The organism is Coleofasciculus sp. G1-WW12-02, from assembly GCF_040219735.1.
Taxonomy (GTDB): domain Bacteria; phylum Cyanobacteriota; class Cyanobacteriia; order Cyanobacteriales; family Coleofasciculaceae; genus Coleofasciculus.
This window is the reverse complement of record NZ_JAVJRX010000008.1, coordinates 34,620-47,294: the sequence shown is the minus strand read 5'-3', so window position 1 is coordinate 47,294 and position 12,675 is coordinate 34,620. Positions and strand designations below refer to the sequence as shown.

Annotated in this window: 14 protein-coding genes; 12 read left to right on the top strand and 2 right to left on the bottom strand. The window is 43.8% G+C overall.

Annotated elements, in window-relative coordinates; genetic code table 11:
• The first annotated feature begins 307 nt into the window (after positions 1-307).
• Positions 308-1,207, top strand: a complete 900-nt coding sequence (argB, locus tag RID09_RS00845) for an acetylglutamate kinase (RefSeq protein ID WP_446334058.1) — start codon at positions 308-310, stop codon at positions 1,205-1,207.
• A 160-nt stretch (positions 1,208-1,367) separates the two neighbouring features.
• Here argB and RID09_RS00840 read toward each other — a convergent pair whose 3' ends face one another.
• The gene (locus RID09_RS00840; protein ID WP_446334057.1) at positions 1,368-1,703 is read right to left on the bottom strand and encodes a hypothetical protein; all 336 of its coding nucleotides are present in this window, start codon (positions 1,701-1,703) and stop codon (positions 1,368-1,370) included.
• A gap of 484 nt (positions 1,704-2,187) precedes the next feature.
• Between RID09_RS00840 and RID09_RS00835 the strand changes: the two genes are divergently transcribed.
• On the top strand, positions 2,188-3,036 hold the full coding sequence (locus RID09_RS00835; RefSeq protein WP_446334056.1) for a hypothetical protein: 849 nt from the start codon (positions 2,188-2,190) through the stop codon (positions 3,034-3,036).
• Positions 3,037-3,775: 739 nt separating this feature from the next.
• The gene (locus tag RID09_RS00830) at positions 3,776-5,845 is read left to right on the top strand and encodes a DICT sensory domain-containing protein (RefSeq protein WP_446334055.1); all 2,070 of its coding nucleotides are present in this window, start codon (positions 3,776-3,778) and stop codon (positions 5,843-5,845) included.
• Between the two features lie 139 nt (positions 5,846-5,984).
• Here the strand turns inward: RID09_RS00830 and RID09_RS00825 are convergent, their stop codons facing one another.
• Positions 5,985-6,248, bottom strand: a complete 264-nt coding sequence (locus RID09_RS00825) for a hypothetical protein (RefSeq protein WP_446334054.1) — start codon at positions 6,246-6,248, stop codon at positions 5,985-5,987.
• 65 nt (positions 6,249-6,313) lie between these two features.
• Between RID09_RS00825 and RID09_RS00820 the strand changes: the two genes are divergently transcribed.
• From RID09_RS00820 to RID09_RS00780, 9 genes are all read left to right on the top strand, one after another.
• Positions 6,314-6,844, top strand: coding sequence for an O-acetyl-ADP-ribose deacetylase (locus tag RID09_RS00820; protein ID WP_446334053.1), 531 nt, complete (start codon positions 6,314-6,316; stop codon positions 6,842-6,844).
• Between the two features lie 3 nt (positions 6,845-6,847).
• Positions 6,848-8,203, top strand: a complete 1,356-nt coding sequence (locus RID09_RS00815) for an inorganic phosphate transporter (RefSeq protein WP_446334052.1) — start codon at positions 6,848-6,850, stop codon at positions 8,201-8,203.
• A gap of 229 nt (positions 8,204-8,432) precedes the next feature.
• Complete coding sequence (locus RID09_RS00810) at positions 8,433-9,320, top strand: Rpn family recombination-promoting nuclease/putative transposase (protein WP_446334051.1); 888 nt, start codon at positions 8,433-8,435, stop codon at positions 9,318-9,320.
• A gap of 139 nt (positions 9,321-9,459) precedes the next feature.
• Positions 9,460-9,660 carry a hypothetical protein gene (locus RID09_RS00805; RefSeq protein WP_446334050.1) on the top strand — a complete coding sequence of 67 codons (201 nt, stop codon included), beginning with the start codon at positions 9,460-9,462 and terminating at the stop codon, positions 9,658-9,660.
• Positions 9,661-9,918, top strand: a complete 258-nt coding sequence (locus RID09_RS00800; RefSeq protein ID WP_446334049.1) for a ParE family toxin-like protein — start codon at positions 9,661-9,663, stop codon at positions 9,916-9,918. It begins immediately after the preceding gene.
• Positions 9,919-10,194: 276 nt separating this feature from the next.
• Positions 10,195-10,344 carry a hypothetical protein gene (locus RID09_RS00795; RefSeq protein ID WP_446334048.1) on the top strand — a complete coding sequence of 50 codons (150 nt, stop codon included), beginning with the start codon at positions 10,195-10,197 and terminating at the stop codon, positions 10,342-10,344.
• Positions 10,341-10,619: a hypothetical protein gene (locus RID09_RS00790; protein WP_446334047.1), complete on the top strand. Its 279-nt coding sequence runs from the start codon at positions 10,341-10,343 to the stop codon at positions 10,617-10,619. Before RID09_RS00795 ends, RID09_RS00790 begins: the two co-directional genes overlap by 4 nt.
• Positions 10,616-11,035, top strand: coding sequence for a PIN domain-containing protein (locus RID09_RS00785; RefSeq protein WP_446334046.1), 420 nt, complete (start codon positions 10,616-10,618; stop codon positions 11,033-11,035). Before RID09_RS00790 ends, RID09_RS00785 begins: the two co-directional genes overlap by 4 nt.
• A 367-nt stretch (positions 11,036-11,402) precedes the next feature.
• Positions 11,403-12,290, top strand: coding sequence for an Rpn family recombination-promoting nuclease/putative transposase (locus tag RID09_RS00780; RefSeq protein ID WP_446334045.1), 888 nt, complete (start codon positions 11,403-11,405; stop codon positions 12,288-12,290).
• The last annotated feature ends 385 nt before the right edge of the window (positions 12,291-12,675 follow it).

Sequence of the window (12,675 nt, the reverse complement as noted above, 5' to 3'; positions counted from 1 at the left end):
ATGGGGTAAGTTGACGGGGATGGAGACGGTACGCTTGACGGTTTTACCTCCAAAATCCTTGATCGACTTAGATTAGCACAAAAACTTATATGTTTTAGTGGTATACGCAAAGAAAATACATCGAGACTCACAAACACAGAGGCTAACTGTCACCCCGATAGATTATTGGCAGGCTCAGGGGTATTGAACCCCGTCGCCGGCCTCGCCTCTCATCCCCATCCCCTTGTGGATGGGGATGAGAGGCGAATTTTATAAAGAAATGATCTAAACTGCTTGGGATATCTTATTGATCTTCCAGTTCCTGTCGATGACAAAAGAAAACAATCACGATTTAATCCGGGAAGCCGAAGCAACCCGTGTGCAGATACTCAGTGAAGCTCTACCTTACATCCAGCAGTTTGCCGGAAGGACAGTTGTGGTGAAGTATGGGGGGGCGGCGATGAAGGATAGCAACCTCAAAGATAAAGTGATTCGGGATGTTGTCTTCTTATCCTGTGTCGGCGTTCGTCCCGTCGTGGTTCACGGCGGGGGTCCAGAAATTAATAGCTGGTTGGATAAGCTGGGGATTGAACCACAATTCAAGGATGGGTTGCGGGTAACGGATGCGCCTACGATGGATGTTGTGGAGATGGTTCTCGTGGGTCGAGTTAATAAGGAGTTAGTCTCTTTGATTAACCGGGCTGGGGGTTTAGCCGTGGGACTTTGCGGTAAGGACGGGAATTTAATCAAAGCCCGTCCCGAAGGGCGCAAGGGGATTGGCTTTGTCGGAGAAGTCAGCAGTGTTGATATTAAACTGGTGGACTCTTTGGTCAAAAGTGGCTACATTCCAGTTGTGTCAAGTGTTTCAGCCGATGATACAGGTCAAGCCTATAATATCAACGCTGATACCGTTGCTGGTGAAATAGCAGCCGCTTTGGGAGCAGAAAAGTTAATTTTGCTCACCGATACTCCTGGGATTTTGCAGGATTACCAAGACCCCTCCACTCTAATGGCTAAGCTGGATATCCAACAAGCACGAGAGTTAATGGTATCGGGCGTTGTGGCTGGCGGTATGATACCTAAAGTCAACTGTTGTGTGCGATCGCTGGCTCAGGGGGTACGGGCGGCTCATATTATTGATGGTCGAATTCCCCACGCCCTACTTTTAGAAATTTTTACCAATAAAGGAATTGGTTCTATGATTGTGGCATCTGAATTTACGACTTAGCACTGCTTAGCTTCAACTATCCACCAGTCAAAATTATTCCCAGACGTGCCCTATTAGTCTGGAACATTGCTTCCCTTAGAGGGGCGGGTTTAGTCAAGTTATCGGACATCGACAAAACGTTATCGGTAAAACCCGCCCCTATGATTTGGTATGTGGAAGGTTACTTACTTCTGTTTAATAATCCCGTCAATGAAGTGGGGCGTTTCTGGGAACGCTTTCTCGCTTTAGCCTCTCGACGCTGTTTCGCCAGGCTTAATCCACTTAGCTTGACGGGTGGTTCCTCTGGCTCATCTTGGGGTTCAGAGGGTACGGTACTCGGTTCATCTTTACTTTTCCACCAAGCTACAACCCAGCCGCCAGCAATTCCCCCAACAGCACCCACTAAAATACTGAAGGGAACCGAGTATCTCAATAAGAAAAGGCATAGCAAAAATACTAACCATAGTCTCAGCGCGACTGGGAACCCATCTGAGAAACCTGGGAAAAGTTTATTCATTCCTTTATTCCTTTATTCTTTGCCGTTACATATTATCTTGAGAGGTTCATCCTACTAAGGTAGGATATTAATGAGACTGGCACGAAATAAACCTACCTATAGGTCTGCATAGATACTATGTTTCATTTACTCACCCTTTGTCCTTTTGTCAAGGGGCAATTTTTAAATATTGTGTGAAGATAGAATTCATTGGTTTTGATAAAAATAACTTATGACTCAAGGGATTTGCCTGGTTAAAACGGTTAAGTTTATTTAAGGATTGTAAATATATTTTACGAATATTCAGGCAGCTTCATCAACGTACATTGAGCGAAGGTATTCAACTCCTCATATATGTAAACTTTTTCTTAACAAGTATTTAAATTAATAATAACTTAATTTCTTTATTTATGTAAAGTTTTTGTGAACCTGACAAAAAACCAGGAATTTAAATTATAAATCACTGTATTCTAAATATTAAGATACAGATTACCCCATTACTAATATGAATAAACTCTTAATAGCTGTGACTTTATCACTGTCTATTCTTCTAGAAGCTTTAGGAGGAAATTCGGTAGGCGCATTAACGATAAGAAGTTGGAACAGCGCCAATCAGCGTGGGGGTGATTTATTCAATGCCGGAAATGGCACATTCCAATATAGTGCATTCAGTTCTAGTCTTCTTGAACGTTCACATACTATCCTTCCAGGACTATCAACTCTAACTGAGACAAATCTGGCTGACGTTGATGTATTCTTTCACGGAACGTCTTTTAAAACCCTGACGTCAACCGAAAGTACTGTGCTGAGAAGTTTCGTTAAAACTGGTGGTTCTGTGATCGTCGAATCAGATTCAAGTCTTGATGAACAGATATCTGCCAATTCTTTACTTGAAGCGCTCGGACTCGGTTCACGATATACAGGTGTTGTCGATGGTGTCAATTCTTCTACAGGTGGCACCTTTGAAGATACAGTTTCTCTAACGAATGTCGGTGCCTTAGGTGATTTAAGAGGTCAAACATTTGGTACATCCTTAGCCACTGATATTGATCCAATGGTAACCGATATTACTCCGACTGGGGGAACGCTGATTGGTACAAATGGCTCAATCAGGTCGATGGTGGAATTTCAGCCCTTTGCTAACGGGGGTCAAGTCTTGGCTGTTGGTGATCCTTACGGTTTTAATCTTTTCCAGAGTTCAGATGATTTTTTGTATAATTCTAACAATCAAAAAGCCTATTTAAATTTCATCGAGTCTAAACAATTGAGAATACCTGTTCCGGAAACATCAACGGTATTGGCTCTATTGACATTAGGAATTTGTGCTGTCGGAAACAAGTTCACTAAAAATTAAACACAGGTCTCAAGGCTAGCCAGTTTTTGGTTTAACGTTTCGCCTGTCATTTTGGGGTCATTTTTCGTCGGTATATTGATTCGGCTCTCCCGGATGCTTGGGTCAAAATGTAGCAAATCATACAAAAATTAATTTTAAATAAAGACTGAAAGCATTGTTCAGGCTCATGGGAGACCTATCAGCGTTACCAGCACCCTGAGACATGAGATATATTCTAGCGTTGCGTTGCGCAGGGGGTATGGGGGAGGCGCTCGTCCCCCATCGGGGGGTCTGGGGGGCTGGTCCCCCAGATAAAACTGCTATATTTGACCCTATCTGTGACAAGAAGAAATGGTCTAAAAGCAGGATGGCTCAACACTTCAGCAAGCTTGTCACCCCGTGAGGACATGGGGTGACAAGCTTGCTTGTTCATCAAAATTTGTGGCTTTCCTCCGCTTTGAGAGCGTCAGGTAAGCTGGGGAGGAAAGCCGTCCTCCATAAAGGTACAATCTAAAAAGGAATTTTATCGGGTTCGCTAGGTGGAAGTTACCTCATTTTGTACCATAGGTTGATAGGACAAGTTATCAAATCTAGATGACACCAAAGCGGTTCTTTGCAGAATCGCGTCCCTTTGGTATTCCCCATACCTGCCGATTGCTCTCGATCAATTGGGTATTGCGGCGATTTAATTCATAAAAAAGGGGATTTGTCAAGGGTTTGTTGCCAAGCTCAAGCTAAAAACTGCTTATCGCTTATTTGAATGATCATCAAAACTTCGGTGCTGGCTCACTTACTCCAAGCCATGCCCCAACTGCGGCAACAAGTATATTTCAAAGCGTCTTTGACCGCACTCTCCCATGCAATGGAAGATCAGGTCTTGGCTGGTTCGGAGCAGCCGTTGGTGATTGCCTGTTTTCAGCGAGAACGCTTCTATCGTCAGGAAGCCCATCGCTATCGGCGTATTGCTCAACGGACACCTCATGTCTATGTATTAGCCGCACCGGAAACTGATTTCAAGAATAGCTCAGAGCACCACGAAACCGTGGCATTTGATCCGGGCGATGGCTTAAGTCACGAGTGGCATTTAGTCGTAATTGGTTCGTACTATGCCAACTGTTTGATTTGCCGAGAAAAACCTGTGTCTGTCTCCAATAGCGTCAATGGCGAGATGGATACCTCTCGACGTTTTGAGGGAATTTGGACATTTGACCGAACGGTTAGTGCAAAAGCCGCCGAGTTGCTTCTGGATCGCATTGCCAGCTATCGACCTGAATTAGCGGATAAAATCGAGCAGGCAAAAGCTCAGTATATTGGCGACTCATTAGGGGTAAGTTCTCAATCAAGTCAAACCTCAGACGTGAATCCGCAAGACTCACCTAATCCCGATCCGTTTGTGCAGCGGTTGGTGACTTACTTACAAGCTGGTCAGTATAAACTCCTGAAAGCCTATCGCTCGATCGCGGCTCAAGAACAACGAGAGCGTTTGGTAAATTCGATTAGCACGGCAATTCGGCGATCGCTCGATCCTCATGAAGTCCTAGAAATCGCGGTGCAAGAGTTAGGACGAGCCATGGGTTCCTGTCGCTGTCTGATTTATCGCTGTAAAGCAACGGATACTCAAGCTACGATTACCCATGAATACATGGAAACCCGAGGACGCGATCGCACCATCCTTTGCTCAACTTTAGGTAGCCCTTGGCCCCTAAAAGACAATTCTCTGTTTCAAGGAATTGTCGAACATCAAGAGTCCATTTCCGTAGAAGATACCCAAAACGATCCTCGGCTGAACCAAACACCGAGTAAAAGCGCCAATTCCCCGTCTTCTAACTTAAAGGAATTGGTGAAAACCTTTAGTATGCGCTCTTGGCTAATGGTTCCCGTATTATATCAGGGTCAGTTGTTGGGTATGGTTGAGTTACACCACTGTGGGGAAATCCCTTATCGGTGGAAGGATGAAGAACTCGCCCTCGTCGAAGCGATCGCGACTCAAGTGGGTGTCGCCTTAATCCAAGCTGAAGCCTATGCGAATCTGCAAGATTTGAACCAACAACTCGCAGCCCTTGACCGCACTCGTAGTAATTTAGTCGCAATCACGGGTCACGAACTCCGCACCCCCCTGTCAACCATTCAGGTTTGCCTAGAAAGTCTGGCTAGCGAGCCGGATATGTCGCCAGAATTGCGTCAAGTGATGCTCAATACCGCCCTTGATGACGCCGAACGTATGCGGAAACTGGTGCAAGACTTTCTCACCCTCTCCCGCCTAGAAAGTGGTCGTGTGGAATGGAATGTAGAAGCCATTTCTCTACAAGAGTGCATTGAGTTAGCCCTCAGCCGGATCAACGTCCATTGGTCACAGGAGCGGCGACCGAATATTATTAATCAAGTTCCTACCGATCTGCCCTTAGTCCAAGCAGATGGCGAGTGGCTGGTGGAAACCCTTGCCAAACTGCTAGACAATGCCTGCAAATTTACGTCCTCCCAAGGAGAAATCACAATTGGGATTCAAACCAATGGGAATTCTATGTTAAAAGTGACCGTAGCCGATACAGGGCGGGGTATTGAACCCAATCGCTTAGAAGATGTCTTTGATCGTTTTTATCAAGAAGAAGGGGCGCTGCGACGGACTACAGGCGGCACAGGCTTAGGTTTAGCAATTTGTCGCCAAATTGTCAAGGGGTGGGGCGGTAAAATTTGGGCAGACTCGGCGGGTAAAGACCAGGGTTGTCAGTTTCACTTTACGGTGCCAATGATTGCACCGACATCAAAATCCCAGCCATCTAAAGGAAAGGGAAAAGGTAGTAGTAAGGGGTCAAAAGTTAAGCGAAATTGACCGTTCTTTCTCACCCTAAGGAGTCGGACTCAATTAAAGTTGAGCAAACTTTCTCAATGCCCAGTCACCCGTCCCCATTTTTGGATTAAATTTGATAGCAGGGATTATTTTTTACTATGGGCATTTATACCTTGTTCATCTAGGAATAATCCCAATTCGGTTCTGATTGTTCAGCTAGAGACACCATATCGCCCTGATAGTTGTGATTTATCTGAATCGCTTTAGACTGCAAATGTTGAGGGACATAACACAAATCAACTGGCAATCCATGGACTAACAGAAATTCTGCTAATTGTTCAGAATGAATATAGATGCCCTCTCGATGCAGACGTTGTAACATTTCCTTAAACGTATGCCAGCGCTGATCAGTTTTTTGGGGGAATGGTAAGGGTGTGGGTAACATGCTGTGCTAAAACCTCAGCTCAATCTTGAAGGAAAGAAATATTTCTTAGGAGGATACAATTCATTATGATACCAGGTAAAATAGCAGTCATTGAAGGCGATATTACCCAGTTAACCGTCGATGCTATTGTCAATGCAGCAAACACCTCTCTCCTTGGTGGAGGAGGTGTGGATGGGGCGATTCATCGTGCTGCAGGACCCGGCTTGTTGGCAGAATGTCGAGGTTTGAATGGTTGTAAAACGGGTGATGCCAAAATTACTCAGGGTTACAATCTGCCAGCCGATTGGGTAATTCATACAGTGGGACCTGTCTGGCGGGATGGTAATCATGGCGAGGATGCTTTGTTAGCGAGTTGTTATTATCGGAGTTTGGAACTGGCAAAGGATTATCAGATTCGCAGTATTGCCTTTCCTGCTATCAGCACGGGCGCTTATGGGTTTCCGCCGGAACGGGCTGCCAGAATAGCTGTAGGTACAGTTAAGCAGGTTTTGGAAGGGAATACAACCATCGAGCAAGTGATTTTTGTTGGTTTTTCCAAGCTATCCTATAACCACTATCGGCAAGCTGTGCAGGAAATTTTGATGAATAAGGAATAACGAGTGATTTCAATAGCTGTAGTTCAACTCGGTTTAACTGCCATTCTTGCCTTCTATGTAGCCTGGAATCTAGGCGCCAATGATGTTGCTAATTCCATGGGAACATCAGTTGGCTCAAAAGCGGTTACCCTACGGCAAGCGCTAATTATTGCAGGTATTTTGGAGTTTACGGGTGCGGTTTTATTTGGTCAAGGGGTGGCGACAACGTTAGCAACGAAAGTTATTGATCCAAGCTTATTTGCCCAAACGCCACAGGTGTTACTACTGGGGATGACTTCGGTGTTACTCGCTTGTGGTTTATGGTTACAAATTGCCACCAGTCTGGGATTACCTGTCGCATCATCCCATGCTGTGGTTGGCGCGATCGCAGGATTTTGTTGGGTAGCGATTGGGGTGCAGGCGGTAGACTGGGGAACGTTGGGTCGTATTTCGTTAACCTGGATTATTACACCCGTGATCAGTGGGATTTTAGCCGCCGGATTTTATAGTATTATCAATACCTCAATTTTAAGGCGAACGAATCCGATTGTTCAGTTACGGGAATGGATTCCTTGGCTAAGTGCTATTCTTTTGAGCATCTTTGGCGCGATTGTGATGCCAAGTTTATTTAATCGTCCTCTATTTTATGCTTTGCCTATTCCTGCTCATGATTTACCCATTATTACTATTTCAATAGCGGCGATTGTCCTGAGTTTGATTAGTTGGAATCAGTTAGAAAGTGGTTCCTTAATTCTAGCTGTTAATACTAAAGAATCGAGAGACAAAAGTATTCATAAGGGGGAAACTGGGGAAGGGGAAATTGAAGCTAATATTGTCCCACCCCCTAATTCTGTGTCCCCCTTTACCTCACCAATTGAGCAACAACTGGCGCGTTTCCAAGTTCTCAGCGCTTGTTTTGTGGCGTTTGCTCACGGTTCCAACGATGTCGGGAATGCGATCGCTCCCTTAGCTGTGATCGCGTATATCATTGCTACGGGTACGGTTCCACTCACTGCGTTTAATATTCCGTTGTGGATTCTTATCGTCGGTGGTGCGGGTATCGTTGCAGGTTTAGCCGTTTGGGGTAAAAAGGTGATTACTACCGTTGGGGAAAATATTATCCCTTTACAACCCAGTAGTGGATTTTGTGCCGAAATTGCCACGGCGACAACTGTTTTACTCGCTTCCCGCTTCGGCTTCCCGGTTTCAACGTCTCACGCCTTAGTGGGTGGTATTGTTGGCATTGGATTGATTCAAAATTGGCGCACAGTTCGCTTTCAAACCCTTAAATCCATTGCTCTAGCTTGGTTAATTACGCTACCCGCCGCCGCTAGTTTAGGAGCGATTATTTTTATCAGTTTACGTGGGATTTTTCTTTAGGCTCTTAAGCAAGGGCGGGTTTTGTTGCTCATTTATCGGCTTTTAATATGCGATCGCCTGTTGGTTTATGGTATACTTTTCATCATGGGAAAATGTACCTGCCTATAGACTCTATCCATAAGGTGGCAGACGAGGAAACAAAAAGAGCGATCGCACCAAAAACTCGGTTAGCACAAAGGAATGCGATCGGGTGTTTGTAGGGGATCGTGTTCATTGGGGGAAAATGATTATGATTTTTATTAATCCAAAAACGGATTTTGCCTTTAAGAAAATATTTGGCTCTGAGCAAAACCCAGAAATCCTTATTAGTTTCCTGAATTCCCTCCTCTACGATGGACATTCCCGCATCACGGAGTTAGAAATTATTAACCCTTATCTCGCGCCGAAGATTCAGGGAATTAAAGATACGTTCCTGGATGTTAAAGCCAAACTAACCGATAATAAAACGGTAATTATTGAGATGCAAGTCCTGAATTTATCCGGGTTTGAGAAGCGGATATTGTATAACGCCGCTAAAGCCTATTCGATTCAATTGCAACCCGGGGAGGATTATACTCTATTGAATCCGGTGATAGCTTTGACTCTGACGGACTTTGAAATGTTTGAGGATTTGCCCCAGGTGATTTCTAATTTTGTTCTCAAAGAAAAGAACCTGTTGACGGATTACCCGATTAATGACTTGGAGTTAGTCTTTGTTGAATTACCCAAGTTTACCAAAGAGCTAGACGAATTAGGCAGCTTAGCGGATAAATGGATATACTTTATCAAATGTGCTAGAGGATTAGAGTCGATACCGGAAACAATGGCACAAGTTCCCGAAATTCGCAAAGCATTTGAAGTGGCGAATCAAGCGAATCTGACTCGTGAAGAATTAGAAGCTTTAGAACAGCGAGAAATCTATATTCATGACCAACGGAATGCGATTAAACTGGCGTTGAGACAGGGAATTGAACAGGGTATTCAAGTGGGACGAGAACAGGGGATTCAGGAGTCTAAAGTAGAAATAGCGAGGAAAATGATCGGGGTTTTAGATGAACAGACAATTAGTCAGATCACTGGCTTGAGTTTAGAAGAGGAGAGACTGCGATCGCTAGGCGTTGATCCAGATTCTTTGTGATAACATAGATGACACCGATTGAATCATATTCTGCCGCCGACTTACGGTTAAATGACACAGATTGACATAGAAAGATGTTTTAGGCGAGCACATCTACGCGATAAAATGATAGAGGTGGATTGCTCAAGCGTGACGTTAAATGAAACAAGTGAAACAGATTCAATCGGAAATTGAAGCGCTCTCTCAGGAGGATTTCCGGCGATTGAGAGAGTGGTTTGCTCAAAAAGATTGGGAAATCTGGGATAAGCAAATTGAGGGGGATAGTGCTAATGGCAAACTGGATTTTTTGCTGGAAGAGGCAATGACAGCAAAGTCTCAAGGAAAACTAGGAAACTTGTAAGTGCATCGAACAACCCCGAAATTCTGGCAACGCTTTTACGCCTTACCAGAGACGGTTCAGCGTCAGGCAAGAAAAAGCTATGATTTACTCAAAGCTGATCCCAATCATCCATCTTTAAACTTCAAAAAGGTGGGAAAGTATTGGTCAGCAAGGATTGGATTAAGTTATAGAGCCTTAGCTGTAGAAGATGGTTCTGACTTTATTTGGGTATGGATAGGAGATCATGATGAGTATGACAGACTGATTCATCGTAATTAGGTATTCGGGTTGTAGCTTTAAGGTGGAAGCGCGATCGCGTATTGGTTTATTTATGGTATACTTTTTATCATGGGAAAATGTGCCTGCCTATAAACTCGATACATAAGCTTGCAGACAAGAACATAGAAAGAGCGATCGCACGTCCTAGCTGGGCATCTTTAATAGGTTACAGGAGAGACTGCGATCGCTCTTTCGTTGATCCAGATACTTTGTGATAACACAAGTGACACCGATTGAATCATATTCTGCTGTAGACTCACGCTTAAATAACACAGATTGACACAGAAAGACGTTAAGAGCGATCGCACCCAAGACCCAATTGTGGCGATATCGGGTAGGATTGAGCTGATGATGGGGGAAAATGGGGTGATCAGTGAGTCTAAACTCGTCCCCAGGTTATCTTGGATTTTGGGGTTATCTGTATGAGTGAGAATTTTTTAGCATCGGGAGAGTCGATTATGCAAATCACAGCGATTAAACGCGGTCAAACGTTAGAATTTTCAGAACTTCTGGATATTCCTGAAGGTCAAGCCGTGAGAATTGAAATTATTGATACTCCAATCAATCAGGATAAAGGCAAGTTTGGTGACAAATTAGAGGAATTTAGGCTCAGATATAATATCGCTGAACTAGACATTGATGTTGATGCTATTTTTGGCGATGTGCGCGATAAATCTCCTGGACGCGAGGTGAATTTGTGACGCTTCGATTTTTGCTAGATAGTAATATAATATCTGAACCGATGAAGCCAAAGCCTGATGCCAGAGTTATGGCAAATTTATCCCGTTATGCTGGAGAGATGTCAACAGCAACGATAGTCTGGCACGAGCTGTTATTTGGTTTGAATCGATTGCCGCCATCAAGAAAGCGTCAAGGGTTAGAACAATATCTTCAGGAAGAAGTCAAAGCGAAATTACCTTTTTTTCCTTACAACGAAGCCGCCGCCGAATGGCACGCCCAAGAGAGGGCGCGTTTGGTTAAACTGGGCAAAACTCCCTCGTTTGCAGATAGTCAAATTGCCGCAATTGCTAAGGTTAATCAGTTGATTTTAGTGACTAATAATGTATCCGATTATGCTAATTTTAATGAATTGAAAATCGAAAATTGGTATTTCTAAAGCCTGGTTGATTTTCTCCTGCTGACCTGCGATCGCGTGTTGGTTTATGGTATACTTTTCATCATGGGAAAATGTGCCTGCCTATAGACTCGACACATAAGGTTTCAGACAAAGACACAGAAGGAGCGATCGCACGTCCTAGCTGGGCATCTTTAATCGGTTAGAGGAGAGACTGCGATCGCTCTTTCGTTGATCCAGACTCTTTGTGATCACACATAAGACACCGATTTAATCACATTCTGCTGTAAACTCACGATTAAGTAACACAGATTGACACAAAAAGAGGTTTCACGCGATCACGAAGCGAGTAGAGCTTACAACAGATTGCCATTTTTTAAAGTAAACGTTTAATCAGGGGAGGATAACTATGATTTTTATTAATCCCAAAACGGATTTTGCCTTTAAAAAGATATTTGGCTCTGAGCAAAACCCAGAAATCCTAATTAGTTTCCTGAATTCCCTCCTCTACGGTGGACATCCCCGAATCACTGAGTTAAAAATTATTAACCCTTATCTAGCGCCGAAGATTCAGGGAATTAAAGATACGTTCCTGGATGTTAAAGCTAAACTAACCGATGAGACAACGGTGATTATAGAGATGCAAGTCCTGAATTTATCGGGGTTTGAGAAGCGGATATTGTATAACGCAGCTAAAGCCTATTCGATTCAATTGCAACCCGGGGAGGATTATACTCTATTGAATCCGGTTATTGCCTTGACGCTGACGGACTTTGAAATGTTTGAGGATTTGCCCCAAGTGATTTCTAATTTTGTCCTCAAAGAAAAGAATCTTTTGACAGATTACCCGATTAATGACTTGGAGTTAGTCTTTGTTGAATTACCAAAATTTACCAAAGAGCTAGAAGAACTAGAAACCCTAGCGGATAAATGGATATACTTTATTAAATGTGCTAGAGGATTAGAAACGATACCGGAAACAATGGCACAAGTCCCGGAAATACGCAAGGCGTTTGAAGTAGCGAATCAAGCGAATCTGACTCGTGAAGAGTTAGAAGCGCTAGAACAACGGGAAATGTATATTCATGACCAACGGAATGCAATAAAATTAGCCTTGAGACAGGGAATTGAACAGGGAATTCAGCTTGGACGAGAACAGGGGATTCAAGTGGGACGAGAACAGGGGATTCAGGAATCTAAAGTAGAAATGGCTAGGAAAATGTTAGGGGTTGTCGATGAAGATACGATTAGTCAAATCACTGGCTTGAGTTTAGAAGAGGTGCGACGGTTGAGGTAAAAAATATAACTTAATGCGATCGCGTGTTGATTCATGGTATACTTTTGATCGTGGAAAAATGTGCCTGCCTATAGACTATATACATAAGCTTGCAGACGAGGACACAAAAAGAGCGATCGCACCGTTCGTAGTGAGCGCTCGCTTCGCTTTGTGTACGTCCTGGCTGGGCATATCTAATCGGTTAGAGGAGAGACTGCGATCGCTGGGAGTTGATCCAGATTTTTTGTGATAACACAGATGACTCAGATTGAGTCACACTTTGCCGCTGACTAACGATTAAATGACACAGATTGACACACAAAGGCGTTTCATATCTGTCTCAATCGAATCTTGATTGTATCCCCACACCTGTATTTGCTGTGGAGTGAAATCAGTGGGGCTAACC